This is a genomic window from Paracoccus laeviglucosivorans, assembly GCF_900182695.1.
Classification (GTDB): Bacteria; Pseudomonadota; Alphaproteobacteria; order Rhodobacterales; family Rhodobacteraceae; genus Paracoccus; species Paracoccus laeviglucosivorans.
Window position 1 is genome coordinate 84451 of record NZ_FXTK01000012.1, and the last position, 14388, is coordinate 98838.

Consider the following 14388-nt stretch of genomic DNA (forward strand, 5'->3'; position numbering starts at 1 on the left):
AGCCTTAGCCGATGCGGCCGCCGCCCTGTTTGGTGATCGCAACGACCGCCGGACGAACCGGCATCGCGTCGTTGAAGTCCGGCCAACGGGTGGACAGATCCTCGTAATAGGACGGGCGACCGTGGCCTTCCCAATCATCGCCGCCGTCGCCGGGGTGCTGGACTGCGACGAACATCGTGCTCATGTCCTCGGTCGGGCAGGGGCCGCACATCTCGGCGCCGACCGGAACCCGATAGAACAGGCGCGAGGTGCCGCGCGCATCGCCTTCGATGTCCACGGCCCACAGACCGTCCGTCCGCCCCGTATCGCCCACCGAGTTGCCGTCGGTCGAAACCCACAGGCGGCCATCGGCGTCGATCGCGGCGTTGTCGGGCATCCCGAACCAGCCGTTCTTGGTCGTCTCGGTCGAGAAGGTCGCACCGACTTCGGCCACCGAAGGATCACCGCATTGCAGCAGGATTTCCCAATTGCCGGTGGTGGCGGTGAAATCGCCGTCGGTTTCCAGAATTTCGACGATGTGACCAAAGGCGTTGTTGACGCGCGGATTGGCCGAATTCGCCTCTTCGCGCTTGGTGTTGTTGGTCAGCATGACATAGGCGCGGCCCGTCGCCGGGTTCGGCTGGATGTCCTCGGGGCGGTCCATCGGCGTGGCTTCCAGCAGGTCGGCGGCGCGGCGCGCCTCGATCAGGATGTCGGCTTGGCTGTTGAAGCCATTTTCTGCGGTCAGCGGGCCTTCTCCATGCACCAGCGGCAGCCACACCATTGAGCCGTCTTCGTCAAAGCGCGCGACGTAAAGCGTGCCTTCGTCCAGCAGGTCCATGTTCGCGGCGCGGTCTTCAGCGTTGAATTTGCCGGCGGTCACGAACTTGTAGACGTAATCGAAACGCTCATCATCGCCCAGATAGAAGACGACGCGGCCATCCTTGGCGACGACGCTTTCCGCGCCTTCATGCTTAAAGCGGCCAAGCGCCGTGCGCTTTTTCGGGACCGAGTTCGGGTCCATCACGTCCACCTCGACGATCCAGCCAAAGCGGTTGGCCTCGTTCGGTTCCTGACCGACATCGAAACGCTTGTGGAAGTTGCCCCACTGATAGTCGCCGGCCGGAACGCCCAGACGCTTGTAGTTGGCGGCTTCGGCATGTTCGGCAGGCAGCTCACCGATGAAATAGCCGTGGATGTTCTCCTCGGCCATGATGTAGGTGCCCCAGGGGGTCACGCCGCCCGCGCAGTTGTTGAACGTGCCGAAAACCTTGCGGCCTTCCGGGTCATCCGAGGTCTTGACGCGGTCATTGCCCGCAACCGGACCGGAAAGCTGCATCTCGGTCTTGACGGTGATGCGGCGGTTCATCGCGCCGTCCAGCACGGGCTGCCATTTGCCATCGACCTTGCGGATTTCGATGACCGTGCCGCCATGCGCGGCCATTTCGATGTTCACGCGGTCTTCGGTGGCGTCGGCCACCTCGATCTCGCCATCCTTCAGGGTGACGATGCCGGGGAACATCAGGTGTTCGTTGGTATATTCGTGGTTCACGACCAGCAGGCCATGATCCGCCGCGCCTTCCAGCGGGATGAAGCCCACGAAGTCGTTGTTATAGCCGAACTGGCGTTCCTGCGCGGCTTCGGTCTGGGCGGTCGGGTCGAATTCCGGCGCATCCGCGAAAACCTTGTCGCCCCAGCGCAGCAGCACGTCAGCGTCGTAACCCTCGGCGACGTGGTGATTGGCGTCCACGCCCGCTTCGACTTCGGGGAAGTTGAAGACCGATGCGGACTGCGCCCGCGCTTCGTCCGCGGCAAGGATTGCCAGCGGCGAGACGGTCGCGGCGATCGCGGCCGATGCCATCGAGCCTTTCAGAAAGCCGCGGCGCGAAAAGCGCGCAGCGATGATGTCGCCCATCGTGCGGTTCTGGGTCGGGTTCAGGCCCGGACCGTCGGCTTCTTCAAGTTTCGAGGTGCGGAAAATGTCGCTTTGGCGCATGGTCATCGGTGCTTTTCCCTGGCAATTTTGCTTGGTGCGGCTGTTCTAATTGTCAAATGCAACAGAATGTTGGCAGGATGACGCTTCTGCGTTTGCGAGGTCGCAAATGTCATAGGTCCATCCGGTATGGCAGACTATCGCCAGTGACCGGGGCGACGGTTCGACATTCCTGCGGCGCCATGCCCATCTGCCTGCCATCGACGGAGAAATTAATGATTGCGCTGGAAAATACCCGTTTGCGGGTCGAACTGACCGAACAGGGTGCCGAGTTGCAATCCGTGCGCACGCTTGTCGATGACGCCGAATGGCTGTGGCAAGGCGATCCGGCATGGTGGACAGGGCGCGCGCCCCTGCTTTTCCCGGTCGTAGGCCTTAGCCCCGATGGCCATGTCGAGATCGACGGCAGGCGTTATCCGATGGGTTCGCACGGGTTCGCGCGTCACAGTCGGTTCCGCACGATGGCTGCGACCGACGATGCCGTGGCCTTGATGCTGGAGCCGAGCGAGGTGACGGCGCAAAGCTATCCTTTCCGGTTCGCATTGATGATGATCTATCGTCTTGATGGGGATTGGCTGCGCTGTCTGGCGACCGTGACGAACCATGACGATTGCGACATGCCGTTTCAGTTCGGCTTTCATCCGGCCTTTGCCTGGCCCCTGCCGGGAATGCAGGGACAAACGCATCGCGTGACCTTGGCAGACGGCGGCGCTCCGGCCATGCACCGCCCGGATGCGACCGGGCTGATCGATGAAGCCGTCCTGCCTTCGCCTTTTGATGATGGTGTGCTTGAGATTTCAGCGGGGCTGTTTACCGGGGGCGCGATGGTCTTTCCGCATGGTGCTGGCCGCAGCTTTACCTATGGCACCGACACGAAGCGGGTGCAGATGCAGGTTACGGACCTGCCGAATTTCGCGCTGTGGCAAAAGCCCGGTGCGCCGTATCTGTGTCTTGAGCCTTGGCACGGAATGGCCCCCTTTCCCAGTCAAGGCGCGGCGCTTTCGACGCGCAACTTCAGCCAGACCCTTGCACCGGGGAAAAGCGCCAGTTTCGGCATGGACATGCGTTTCGTCCCGGCGTGAACCGCGTTGCACTTGGGGGACGGGAATGCGAACAGGAAGCCCGATGAAAATTATCGGGAAGCTCTCGCATGGGGCAGACAAGCTGGGGCGATACGCCCGCGCGATATGGTCGGGTGTCGCGCGTCTTTCACTGGCTGGGTGCGGGGCTGCTGATCTGGCAATTCGCAGTGATCGGGGCCTATCGCCTGATCGGGCAATCGCCGCTGCTGGACAAGATTGCGGGGCTTGGCCCGTCGCATGGCGTGGTCGGGCTTTATGTGCTGGCTTTGGTGATCGCGCGTGCGATCTGGCGCTGGCGAAACCGCCAAGCCCGCCCGCGACATCAAGGGCTGCTGGGCCGTGCCGCGCGGATCGGGCATTTGGCGTTTTATGCGCTGATGTTCGCCATTCCCGCGCTGGCATTGCTGCGTGCCTATGGCAACGGCAAGGGCTGGAACCACTGGGGCATTCAGATCGTCCCCGCGACGGGGCATGAGACGGGCTGGATGGTTCAGGCCGCGAATGCCCTGCATGGCGAATTGGCGTGGCTGCTGCTGGCGCTGATCGCGGGGCATGTGCTGATGGTCGTGGTCCATCATCTGTGGCTGCGCGAGCCGCTTTTGTCCCGCATGGCAGGCCGCCTGAAATGAGAAATGCCGCCCCGGTCGGGGCAGCATTCTGTCTGTGCCTGATGGCGGCTTAGTGTGGCTGTTTCGCCCGCACCGCAGCAACCTCGGCGGCGGTGACGGCCGATGCGTCGTTGCCCCATGCCTTGCGCAGGAAGCTGGACAGTTCGGCCACTTCTTCGTCGTTCATGCGGTCGGCATAGCCTTGCATGACCAGATGCATCGGACGTTTCGCAGTCGAAGGCACCTCGGCCCCGTTCAGGATGACCGAGATCAGCGGCGAGACTTCCGAACCCGTGACGATGTGGTTCGCCGCCAGTTCCGGGAAGATCTCGGGTGCGCCCTTGCCCGACACAAAGTGACAGGCCGCACAGTTGTCCAGATACAGACGCGGACCCAGCGCCATGTCCGGCGCGGCTTCGGTCAGCATCTTTTCGGTTTCCTTGCCCGCATCGTCTGCGTCCAGCGCGGGCAGGGCGCGCGTCTCAAGCGTGGCAAAGTTTTCGGGCATTTCGACCGGCGCACCATCGGCCCCCTTCAGGAAGGCGGCGATGGCAAGGTTGTCCTGATCGGTCAGATGCTGAAGCGAATGCTCGACCACCAGACCCATCTCGCCGTTGGCAGTCGAATGGATGTTGCGGCCAGTCGCCAGATAGGCGGCCATTTCCGCGACATCCCATTTCTGCGGCGCCGAATCCGGGCCACGCAACGCGGGCGCGTTCCAGCCATCGACCACGCCGCCGGTCAGGAAGTTGGCGTCGGCAACCGACACACCATCCTGCGCCATCAGCATATCTCGGGGGCTGTGACAGGCCGCGCAGTGGGCCGGACCTTCCACCAGATACTGACCGCGCTGTTCAGCCTCGGTCTTGCCATCTGCCGGGGTGAAGCCCGCATCATGGGTCAGGGCCAGCCAGTTCCATGCGCGGATACCGAAACGCATGTTGAAGGGGAAGGAAAGCTTCGTTTCCTCGACCTTGTTCTGAACGGCGGGCACTTCGTGCATGAAATAGTCGTAAAGCGCGCGAACGTCTTCTTCGGTCAGCTTGCGATAGTTCTCGTAAGGCATGGCTGGGTAAAGATGCGCGCCGTCGGCACGGATGCCGTCGTAAAGGGCCGCACGGAACTGGTCCAGCGTCCAGTTGCCGATCCCGGTTTCGGGATCGGGCGTGATGTTCGTCGCCCAGATCGTGCCCATCGGGCTGGCGATCGCGCGGCCACCGGCGAACGGCTCGCCGCCGTCAGCCGTATGACAGGCCAGACAGTCCGAGGCATACATGACGTATTTCCCCTGACCCTCGGCGGGTTTCCAGTCGTCGGGCAGTTGCGCGACGGGTGCGGTCGTCTGCACCGGCACGAAGGCAAAGGCCAGACCGCCCACGACACCGACCGCCGCCAAGGCGGCGATGATACGAAGAGATTTGCTCATTACCTGACTCCTCAGACCAGCGGGCGGGGGTTGGACAGATACTGCGTGCGGATCGCATGGGCCGTGTGATAGGCCAGACCGCCCACAAGCCCGGTCGGGTTGTATTGGGTGTTCTGCACGAAGTTCCCTGCGCCGGTGACGAAGATGTTATGCTTGTCCCAAGCCTGGCCGAACTTGTTGACCGCACCTTCGCGCGGATTGGCCGACATGATGTGACCGCCCGTGTTATGCGTGGTCTGATAGGGGCGGACGTCATATTGCGCACCGTCACCCTTAAAGGCCGACTGCATCAGGTCGGGCGCCATGGTCTTTGCCAGTTCCTCCATCTTGCCTTTCATGAACTGGTTCATGCGCAGGTCGTTGGGGTTCCAGTTGAAGGTCATCCGCATCAGCGGACGGCCATGGCGGTCCTTATAGGTCGGGTCAAGGTCCAGGTGGTTCGTGCGATAGGACATGTGCGACCCGTGTGAGCCGATGGACATGGCGTGGCCATACCATTCACCGACGGCCTTTTTCCAATCCGCACCCCAGGCCGGCGTGCCCTTGGGCAGCGGCATCGAGCGGATCGGCTGGCCGTTGGTCTGACCCGAGCGCCAGTAAGCGCCGCCGATGAAGCCTTCGCGCCCGAAATCGATCTGGTTCACACCGAAATCGTCGATCGACATACCGTTCGCGCCGGTGCCGATGAAGGGGTTGAACTCCTCATTCTTGTAGAACATCGTCACGCCACCATTCATCTGGTAGGCGTAGCTTTTCCCGGTCACACCCTCGCCGGTGACGGCGTTGTAGGGTTGGCCGATGCCCGATACCAGCATCAGGTGGACGTTGTTCAGCTGATAGGATGCCAGAATGACGATGTCGGCGGGCTGGAAGACCTGTTCCTGCGTCTTTTCGTCGAAATAGGTGACGCCGGTGGCCGTCTTGCCATCCTCGGCCATTTCGACCTTCAGCACTTCGGATTCGGTGCGATAGCTGAAATTTGGCATCCGCTTCAGCGCGTCCAGAATGGTCGTCTGCGGCGAGGATTTCGAATATTGATAGCAGCCATAGCGTTCGCAGAACCCGCAAAGGTTACACGGGCCCATCTGCATGCCGTATTCGTTGACATAGGCGGTCGAGGCGATGCCGCCCGGTGCCTTGAACGGGTGATAGCCCATGGCTTTCGCCGCATCGGCGAATTTCTGGCCGTCCCAGGTGGTGGGCATCGGCGGCATGGGGAATTCGCGCGAACGACGGCCTTCGAACGGGTTGCCGCCTTCGATGATCTGGCCGTTCAGGTTGCCCGCTTTGCCCGAAATGCCTGCGACATATTCGAAGCGGTCAAAGAACGGCTCCATTTCGTCATAGGTCACGGGATAATCGGCCAGCAGCATGTCTTCGGGGATGATCCCTGCGCCCCAGCGTTCCATGACATAGGACCGCAACTGCATTTCTTCGGCCTGCGGACGCCAGTTCAGCCCGTTCCAGTGCGTGCCTGCACCCCCGACGCCATTGCCCGGCAGGAACGATCCGAAGCTGCGATAGGGCAGCGCGGTTTCCGCCTCGTTGCGGCGGATGGTGACGGTTTGCTGGCTGGCGCGCTGCATCATTTTCAGACGCACGCCATAGCGCAATTCATCAATCATCTGCGGATATTGGAAGTTCGGCACGGTGGCCTGATCGTGGCCACGCTCCAGCGCGACGATCTCAAGACCTTCCTGCGCCAGTTCCATGCCAAGGATCGCGCCGGTCCAGCCAAGGCCGACGATCACGACGTCTTTTTTCTTTTCCTGACGTGCCATCGGTTATGCCCTCTCGCCTTTGATGGAAACCGGCCCAAGCGGGTAGCGGACATTGTAGCGCGTCGCCCATTCGCGATAGCTCGCGCGTGCGCCGGGAAAGCCGATATAGCTCCAGGATTGCATACCGTGGTTGCCGCCATACATCGGGTCGGCGAAATAGCCTTCCTTTGTGTTGGCCAGCAGGATCGTGAAAAAGTCGCGCAGTTCCGGCTGAAGACCCACTTCGTCATTGTCCAGCGCGGCCAATGCTGCGTCCTTCTGCGCGTCGTCCAGCGCAGTGAATGCCTTGCCGTGCTGGCCTTCGCACCATGCGTTGAACGCCGGGATCGCCTGACGATAGATCTGCGCCGGGTTCAGCGGTGATTGCCAGCCCAGCAGCGGATCGGCTGCAGGATCATGCGGGCCGACCATATACCAGTCATCCGCACGACCGTAATCGCTCGCAAGCTGGCCGTCGATGAAAACGGGCACGCGGGCTTCGATGGCGCCGGGGCCTTCGCCGCCCGACGGAATCAGCCGTGCGGTCGCGGCGATGACGAATGCCCATTCCTCGGGGGTGAAATAGGCGCATTCATATTCTTCAAGCGGCGCCGGTGGTTCCACGGGCTGAGCCTTGGCCGAAACGGCCAGACCTGCCAGTGCGACACCTGCGGCGGACCCCTTCAGGAATCCACGACGACTGGGATATCCGGGAAGATCGGTCATTTTATTCTTTCCTGCCGATTATTCTGGGTGGGAATGTCCTAAAGACATGGGTGCGGTCTTATGTCGCTGCGACAAGATGCGCAATGCGCGACAGGATGATTCGTCAAATCAGGGGTTTGCACCGATCAAGGTCAGATTTTTTCGTTACAGATGCGAACGAACGCGCCGCGCATCGCCATCGAATCCGCATAAAGCAACGTCTTTCGGGATTTGAAATGTAATCCTTTTCAGCCGCTATGAAATCCTTTACATCTTGGGCAGTTCCGCCGGGAGGGCGGGGCGCGGATCTGGGAGAGTTTCATGACCTATCACACATCGACGCTGCGTGCTTTGCTTGCCACGGCGATGTTCGTTGCAGCGCCGGTCGCGGCCGTCGCACAGGAAGCGCGCGTCACGGGTGAACTGCCGATCGCGGTGCAGATGTATACGCTGCGCGACCACGGCACGCTAGATGAACAGCTTGCCGCCGTGCAGGCTGCGGGCATTACTGCGGTCGAAACCGTCGGCACGCAGAAAGTCTCGGCCGAGGAGTTGAAGGCGGCGCTGGACAAGCACGGCATCAAGGCGATCTCGACCCACGCCCAGATCGACGATCTGCGCAGCGATCTGGATGGCGTCATCGCGTTCAACAAGGCGATCGGCAACGACACCATCATCGTCCCGCATCTGAAGCCCGAAGCGCGTCCGACCGACGCCGCTGGCTGGACCGCACTGGGCGAGGAACTGAAAGGCATGTCCGACAAGCTGCAAGCGCAGGACATGCAGCTTGGCTATCACAACCACGATTTCGAAATGGTGGACATGGGTGGCAAGACCGCGCTGGAAGTGATGATGGAAGCGGCGGGCGACGATGTCGTGGCCGAGCTTGATCTGGCATGGGTGTCGCGCGGCGGGTTTGATCCGGTCGAATATCTGGACCGCTTCGATGGCCGCGTCTTCGCGATCCACGCCAAGGACAACGCCCCGGCTGGCGAAGCCGCGGACGAAAAAGGCTTCAAGGCCCTGGGCGAAGGCGTCATGGATTTTGCCAAGATCCTGCCCGCAGCCGAGGAAGCTGGCGCCAAATGGTATATCATCGAACATGATCTGCCCAAGGATGCCGCCGCCGTCGTCAAGACCGGCGCGGAATACCTGACCAAGAACCTGCCGGAAGGCGCCACCCGCGACTGATCTGCGCGGGGAAATGCGAAACGGGCCGCAGCGATGCGGCCCGTTTTTTCATGCCGTGCCGGGTGCTTAAAGCGGGCGCACCCAGATGTTGCGGAAGCTGACATCCGCATCGTGATCCTGCAACTGGATCGGCGCGCAATCATGCGCCTTGTAGCGGGGCAGGCCGATATATTCCGTGCCGCCCTGCAATTCCGCATGGTTCTGCACCACGACGCCGTTATGCATCACGGTCAGATAGGCCGGTTTGCGCAGGCTGCCATCTTCGGCAAAGATCGGGGCTTCGAATACGATGTCATAGGTCTGCCATTCGCCCGGCGCACGCGATGCGTTCACCAGTGGCGGGTGCTGCTTGTAGATCGAGCCCGCCTGACCGTTCACATAGGTCGGGTTGTCATGGCTGTCCAGCACCTGCACCTCATACAGCGATTGCAGGAAAATGCCGCTATTGCCGCGATCCTGACTGTCATGGCCCTGATCGTTCGGAGGAGAGCGCCATTCGACGTGCAGTTGCACGTCGCAGAACGATTCCTTGGTGCGGATGTCGCCCTTGCCGCGTGCCACGGTCATCGCACCATCCGCGATGTTCCATTCGGCAGCGCCGCCTTTGGTCGATTCCCATGCGTCCAGATTGTCGCCACCGAACAGCACGACGGCATCGGCGGGTGGCTGATTTTCGGGCGTGGCGACCAGTTTCGGAACCGGCTCCCAATATTCGGTGACTTCGGCCCGCGCGCGGCGTTCCTCGCGCGTCAGCTCGGCCTCCTGAGCGGCGGCGGTGGTCGCGACCAGCAGCGCCAGCAGGCTTGCGGTATATTTCATCATTTCCCCCCTTCGATAAAAAGAAAGGCCCCGGCGCAATGCCGGGGCCGATGGTCGTATCAGGTTGCCCAGGCGGGTTCACCGTTATAGGCCAGATCGCCGATATATTCGCCCGGCACCGCCTCATAGCGCAGCACCTCGTTCGATCCGACTTCCGAGGTGAAGAAGCCGAACAGCACCAGCTGATGCAGCGGCGTGAACCAATGCAGATCGGCATTCTTGGCCGCGCGCCCCTCGGCCTTGGCCTTGGCCGCGCCTTCGGCAGATGCGGTGCGCGCTTCGCGGGCGATACCGTCCAGCAGGGTGGTACGTTCATCCGCCGACATCTGCATGAAGTCCTTGCCCTGTGCAGTGGCTGCGGATTTCAGGTTTTCCATCGCGGTGCGGAAACCCTGCTGGTCCTGCGCCGTATAGCAGTCGCTGACATAGACGGTCATGAAAGCACCCACGGCGGCGTCCTTTGCGCCGGGCGTGTCGGTCTTCGGGATGATGACCTCGGCGACCTCGTCAAGGAACGCGGTGTCTTCGGCGGAAAAGGCGTTCGTGCCCGCCGTGGTCGGGTCGTAAGCCATCGCCCGACCGCCGATCATGGCGGTGCCGGTGACGGCGGCGATCATGGTCAGGAAATCGCGACGCAGCATCTTACAGCTCTCCTTTCTTCAGACTATCGACGGCATGTGCCGCGGCCCGCGCGGTCAGCGCCATATAGGTCAGCGAGGGGTTCACGCAGCTGGATGAGGTCATGCAGGCTCCGTCCGTGACATAGACGTTCGGCGCGTCCCAGACCTGATTGTTGCCGTTCAGGACCGAGGACTTGGGATCGCGGCCCATGCGCGCCGTGCCCATCTCATGAATGCCCATGCCGACGCCGTAGTCGCGTTCCGTGCCTTTCACGTCCTTGATGCCAGCGGCCTCTAGCATGTCGATGGCATCCTGTTTCATATCGACGCGCATCTTGCGTTCGTTCTCGCCCAGCTCGACGCTGATCGCCAGGACCGGCAGGCCCCATTTGTCGGTGGTCGAGCGGTCCAGCGCGATGTGGTTATCGTGCGAGGGCAGCATTTCGCCAAAGGCGGTCATGCCGATGGTCCAGTCGCCGGGTTTCGACAGCGCGTCTTTCAGATCCTTGCCCACGTTCAGTTCGGCAATTTCGCGCTTCCAGCCCTGACGGCTGGCCGAACCCTGATAGCCGAAGCCGCGGGTATAGTCGCGCTGTTCACCATCCAAGTTGCGGAAACGCGGGATGTAGAAGCCCGCCGGACGACGACCGAAATAATACTTGTCGTCAAATCCCTCGACCCGGCCTTCGGCACCGACGCGGAAATGGTGGTCCATGACGTTATGGCCCAACTCACCCGAGGACGACCCCAGACCGCCTTCCCACACATCGGTGGCCGAGTTCATCAGAACCCAGGTCGAATTGAAGCTGGAGGCGTTCAGGAATACCACTTTCGCCGTGTATTCATAGGTCTGGTTGGTTTCGGCGTCGATCACCTCGACACCCTTGGCGCGCTTGGTGTCCTTGTCATAGATCACGCGGCTGACGATCGAAAACGGGCGCAGCGTCAGGTTGCCCGTGGCCATCGCCACCGGCAGCGTCGCCGATTGCGTGCTGAAATAGCCGCCATAGGGGCAGCCCAGCCAGCATTTGTTGCGATACTGGCAGTTGACGCGGTTCTGTTCCGGCTTCGGCTCGGTGATGTTGGCGACGCGCGAATTGATCAGGTAGCGCTTGCCGCCGAAGGACTTGCGCAGCCGCGCGGCCACGTCCTTTTCGACGATGTTCAGCGGGATCGGCGGCAGGAACTGCCCGTCGGGTAGATGGTCCAGCCCCTCGACCGAACCCGAGATGCCTGCGAATTTCTCGGCATGGTCATACCAAGGCGCGATGTCGGCATAGCGGATCGGCCAGTCGGTCGCGATGCCGTCCTTGGCATTGGCCTCAAAATCCAGGTCGGACAGGCGATAGCTTTGCCGTCCCCACATCAGCGAACGGCCACCGACATGATAGCCCCGGAACCAGTCGAAACGCTTCTTTTCGATATAGGGGCTGTCCTTTTCGTTGGCCCACATGCCGAAGGTCTGTTCGTTCAGCGCATAGTCGCGTTTCAAAACCGGATAGTTATCAACCATCTCCTGCGTGGCCACGCCGCGATGCGGATAGTTCCACGTCTCATTGTCGGCGTTCACGTAATCGGTGACGTGTTCGATATTGCGGCCGCGTTCCAGCATCAGAACCTTCAGACCCTTTTCGGTCAGCTCTTTGGCGGCCCAGCCGCCGCTGATCCCGGAACCGACGACAATCGCGTCGTAATGCATGTTTTCTGCCATCTTGCTGTCTCCCTCGATAGCTGGCGGTATTCAGACGTCGCAGGTCAGCACGGCATCGCGCAAAGCGGTTTCGGCTGCCTGTGGTTCTTTTGCGGTGGGGACGAATTCCTGCGCGACATAGCCCTGAAAGCCTGTCGCAAGGATCGCGCGGCAGATCGCCGGATAGTTCAGTTCCTGCGTATCGTCCGGCTCGTGCCGCCCCGGATTTCCGGCGGTGTGGTAATGGCCGAAATGCGGGTGATGGTCGGTGATCGTGCGGATCACGTCGCCTTCCATGATCTGCATGTGATAGATGTCGTAAAGCAGCTTGAAATGCGGCGTGCCCAGACGCTGGCTTAGCGCGACACCCCAGGCCGAGCGGTCGCACATGTAATCGGGGTGGTTCACCCGCGAATTCAGCAGCTCCATTACCAGCGTGACGCCTGCCGCCTCGGCCACGGGCAGGATCTGGCGTAGCCCGGCTTCGCAATTCGCAAGGCCGGTCTCATCGCTCATGCCGCGGCGATTGCCGCTGAAGCAGATCAGGTTCGTGTATCCGGCATCCGCGACCAGTTTGATATGGCGGGTATAGCGTTCGACCAGTTCGGCGTGGTTCGCGGGCTCGGCCCAGCCATCCTCAAGGCTGATTTCCGCGCCATTGCACATTGAGCTGTCCAGCCCGGCGGCCTTCAGCGCAGGCCAGTCCTCGGGGCCGCACAGGTCGATGGCCTTCAGCCCGACGCGCTTGCCCATCTCGCAAAGGTCCTGGATCGAAAGGTCTTTATAAGTCCAGCGCGCGACGGAATGGTTGATATTTCCTTTCAGCACAGGGGCATCCTGCGCCAGCGCCGCTGTCGCAAAGCCCATGCCCATGGCAGATACGCCCAAGGCGGCAGAACCCTGAAACAGCCCGCGCCGCGTCATGCCATGCGACATGCCGCCTTGTTCCGAAAAATCGGTCATGGTCTCCTCCCCAGAATAGCGATGCCGATCCGGCCTGATGGTCCCTTGTGGATCGGGGTAAATTTCTGAAACCGTTTACATCCCAAGACGCGCGCGGGCCTGAATGGGCGTCCTTCCTGTAACCACACTCCTCATGTGGGTCAGTCGGGCCATTGGCCATGCCTTACGGATTTACCGATCTGCCTGCTTTGGCCCGGAATCACGCCTGATGCGGCCCAATCCCCATCATTCTCCCCCAACTCCTCCGACAACCGCATGGTGAAAGTTATGCCATGTAATCGGTTTCAAATGAGCGTGACACAGCCTGAAATGGTTTACAACCCGGTTTTTTCAGATATTTCTGTTTCATCCAAGGAGCATGACCGCGTGCCGCAAGAAGCCCGACCGCCCCGTATTCAGGATGTTGCAAAGCTTGCGGGGGTGTCGGTCGCCACGGTCAGCCGCGTGCTATCCAATCCTGCCATCGTATCCGCTGCGACGCGCGAAGCCGTGCGCGATGCGATCAGGCAGACCGGCTACACGGTGAATTTCACGGCGCGGAACCTGCGTCAGCAGCAGGTGGGCAGCGTGCTGGCCTTGGTTCCGAAACTGGCAAACCCGTTCTTTTCGCAAATCCTGTCGGGCATCGCCGAGGTGCTGCGCAAGCAGGGTCTTAGCCTTCTGGTGCTGGATACGCATGGCGCGACGGATCAGCCCGATTTGCAGGCCATCGCGCCTTACCTGAACCGGTCGCGATCCGACGGGGTGATCGTTCTGGAAGGCGGGCTTGATCCCGCGCTATTTGCGCGCCCCGGTTGCCCGCCTGTCGTACAGGCCTGCGAATGGTCCGAGGGGCTGGATGCGCCGCGCGTGCTGGTGGACAATGCCGAAGGCGGCAGGCTTGCTGCAGCGCATCTGACCGGATTGGGTCATCGCGACATCCTGCATCTGGCGGGTCCGCGCGACAACACGCTGTCGCAATCGCGGCGCGTCGGTTTTCTGGAAGGTCTGAAGGCGGCGGGCCTGTCCGATACCCGCCGGATCGAAGGCGACTTCTCCATGCGCGCAGGACATGAGGCGGCCAAGGCGGTGATGGCAATGTCCCGGCGACCTACGGCTATTTTCTGCGACAGCGACGAAATTGCGGTCGGGCTGATCAATGGCCTTGTCGCCGGGGGGCTGCGGGTTCCCGACGATATTTCGGTCATGGGCTTTGACGATATCGAACTGGCCGCCTATGTCATGCCGCCTTTGACCACGATCCGCCAGCATCGCGCCCCCTTGGGTCGTCGCGCGGCCGAGGTGCTGTTGGCGCGGATGCAGCAAAAGCAGCATGATGACAGCACGGTCTTGCCCGTAGAACTGGTGGTGCGCGGCAGCACGGCAGCGCCTGCGCGTTAACCCCCAGACTGCGCACTGGCGGCGGATAACGCTTTTCTGCCATGTGATTGTCACAAAACAGAATGGGCGTGCTGAACTTAACGTGTTCGGCCCCGCCGATGTTGATCGGTTTTGCCGCATCGGTTAGCAAAGTCTTAAGCTTCGGCCCCGCTTGGCCGGACTGGCGGCGCGG

General features: G+C 61.6%; 12 protein-coding genes. 4 read left to right on the forward strand and 8 right to left on the reverse strand.

Translation table 11 applies throughout. The annotated features are described in order from the left end of the window. Positions 1 to 4: 4 nt before the first annotated feature. Complete coding sequence (locus FN835_RS13340) at positions 5 to 1981, reverse strand: PhoX family protein (protein ID WP_142663721.1); 1977 nt, start codon at positions 1979 to 1981, stop codon at positions 5 to 7. A gap of 206 nt (positions 1982 to 2187) precedes the next feature. On the opposite strand from FN835_RS13340, the gene FN835_RS13345 reads away from it, so the two are divergent. Both FN835_RS13345 and FN835_RS13350 read left to right on the forward strand, forming a co-directional pair. Next, a complete protein-coding gene (locus FN835_RS13345; RefSeq protein ID WP_185958674.1) occupies positions 2188 to 3054 on the forward strand; it encodes an aldose 1-epimerase family protein in 867 nt (288 codons plus the stop codon). Between the two features lie 68 nt (positions 3055 to 3122). Further along, a complete protein-coding gene (locus FN835_RS13350; protein ID WP_142663723.1) occupies positions 3123 to 3683 on the forward strand; it encodes a cytochrome b in 561 nt (186 codons plus the stop codon). A gap of 49 nt (positions 3684 to 3732) precedes the next feature. Here FN835_RS13350 and FN835_RS13355 read toward each other — a convergent pair whose 3' ends face one another. The 3 genes from FN835_RS13355 to FN835_RS13365 are packed head-to-tail and all read right to left on the reverse strand — an operon-like array spanning position 3733 to position 7574. Continuing rightward, the gene (locus FN835_RS13355) at positions 3733 to 5088 is read right to left on the reverse strand and encodes a cytochrome c (protein WP_142663724.1); all 1356 of its coding nucleotides are present in this window, start codon (positions 5086 to 5088) and stop codon (positions 3733 to 3735) included. Positions 5089 to 5099: 11 nt separating this feature from the next. Next, positions 5100 to 6869, reverse strand: coding sequence for a GMC family oxidoreductase (locus FN835_RS13360; RefSeq protein ID WP_142663725.1), 1770 nt, complete (start codon positions 6867 to 6869; stop codon positions 5100 to 5102). A 3-nt stretch (positions 6870 to 6872) separates the two neighbouring features. Continuing rightward, positions 6873 to 7574 carry a gluconate 2-dehydrogenase subunit 3 family protein gene (locus tag FN835_RS13365; protein ID WP_142663726.1) on the reverse strand — a complete coding sequence of 234 codons (702 nt, stop codon included), beginning with the start codon at positions 7572 to 7574 and terminating at the stop codon, positions 6873 to 6875. A 300-nt stretch (positions 7575 to 7874) separates the two neighbouring features. On the opposite strand from FN835_RS13365, the gene FN835_RS13370 reads away from it, so the two are divergent. After that, positions 7875 to 8744 carry a sugar phosphate isomerase/epimerase family protein gene (locus tag FN835_RS13370; RefSeq protein WP_142663727.1) on the forward strand — a complete coding sequence of 290 codons (870 nt, stop codon included), beginning with the start codon at positions 7875 to 7877 and terminating at the stop codon, positions 8742 to 8744. Positions 8745 to 8810: 66 nt separating this feature from the next. Here the strand turns inward: FN835_RS13370 and FN835_RS13375 are convergent, their stop codons facing one another. From FN835_RS13375 to FN835_RS13390, 4 genes are read right to left on the reverse strand one after another with little or no spacing between them, the layout of a single operon-like run. Beyond that, positions 8811 to 9563, reverse strand: a complete 753-nt coding sequence (locus FN835_RS13375; protein WP_142663728.1) for a 3-keto-disaccharide hydrolase — start codon at positions 9561 to 9563, stop codon at positions 8811 to 8813. A gap of 59 nt (positions 9564 to 9622) precedes the next feature. Then, positions 9623 to 10204, reverse strand: a complete 582-nt coding sequence (locus FN835_RS13380; protein WP_142663729.1) for a gluconate 2-dehydrogenase subunit 3 family protein — start codon at positions 10202 to 10204, stop codon at positions 9623 to 9625. Position 10205: 1 nt separating this feature from the next. After that, positions 10206 to 11894, reverse strand: coding sequence for a GMC oxidoreductase (locus tag FN835_RS13385; RefSeq protein ID WP_142663730.1), 1689 nt, complete (start codon positions 11892 to 11894; stop codon positions 10206 to 10208). Between the two features lie 30 nt (positions 11895 to 11924). Next, on the reverse strand, positions 11925 to 12836 hold the full coding sequence (locus FN835_RS13390; protein WP_142663731.1) for a hydroxypyruvate isomerase family protein: 912 nt from the start codon (positions 12834 to 12836) through the stop codon (positions 11925 to 11927). 366 nt (positions 12837 to 13202) lie between these two features. On the opposite strand from FN835_RS13390, the gene FN835_RS13395 reads away from it, so the two are divergent. Further along, positions 13203 to 14216 carry a LacI family DNA-binding transcriptional regulator gene (locus FN835_RS13395; RefSeq protein ID WP_246098737.1) on the forward strand — a complete coding sequence of 338 codons (1014 nt, stop codon included), beginning with the start codon at positions 13203 to 13205 and terminating at the stop codon, positions 14214 to 14216. Positions 14217 to 14388: the final 172 nt, after the last annotated feature.

What these genes read in the sequence shown, in the direction of transcription:
- FN835_RS13385 (WP_142663730.1), bottom strand. Translation starts at nt 11,894, where the DNA reads ATGGCAGAAAACATGCATTACGACGCGATTGTCGTCGGTTCCGGGATC.
- FN835_RS13345 (WP_185958674.1), top strand. Translation starts at nt 2,188, where the DNA reads ATGATTGCGCTGGAAAATACCCGTTTGCGGGTCGAACTGACCGAACAG.
- FN835_RS13360 (WP_142663725.1), bottom strand. Translation starts at nt 6,869, where the DNA reads ATGGCACGTCAGGAAAAGAAAAAAGACGTCGTGATCGTCGGCCTTGGC.
- FN835_RS13390 (WP_142663731.1), bottom strand. Translation starts at nt 12,836, where the DNA reads ATGACCGATTTTTCGGAACAAGGCGGCATGTCGCATGGCATGACGCGG.
- FN835_RS13380 (WP_142663729.1), bottom strand. Translation starts at nt 10,204, where the DNA reads ATGCTGCGTCGCGATTTCCTGACCATGATCGCCGCCGTCACCGGCACC.
- FN835_RS13370 (WP_142663727.1), top strand. Translation starts at nt 7,875, where the DNA reads ATGACCTATCACACATCGACGCTGCGTGCTTTGCTTGCCACGGCGATG.
- FN835_RS13375 (WP_142663728.1), bottom strand. Translation starts at nt 9,563, where the DNA reads ATGAAATATACCGCAAGCCTGCTGGCGCTGCTGGTCGCGACCACCGCC.
- FN835_RS13365 (WP_142663726.1), bottom strand. Translation starts at nt 7,574, where the DNA reads ATGACCGATCTTCCCGGATATCCCAGTCGTCGTGGATTCCTGAAGGGG.
- FN835_RS13350 (WP_142663723.1), top strand. Translation starts at nt 3,123, where the DNA reads ATGGGGCAGACAAGCTGGGGCGATACGCCCGCGCGATATGGTCGGGTG.
- FN835_RS13355 (WP_142663724.1), bottom strand. Translation starts at nt 5,088, where the DNA reads ATGAGCAAATCTCTTCGTATCATCGCCGCCTTGGCGGCGGTCGGTGTC.
- FN835_RS13340 (WP_142663721.1), bottom strand. Translation starts at nt 1,981, where the DNA reads ATGACCATGCGCCAAAGCGACATTTTCCGCACCTCGAAACTTGAAGAA.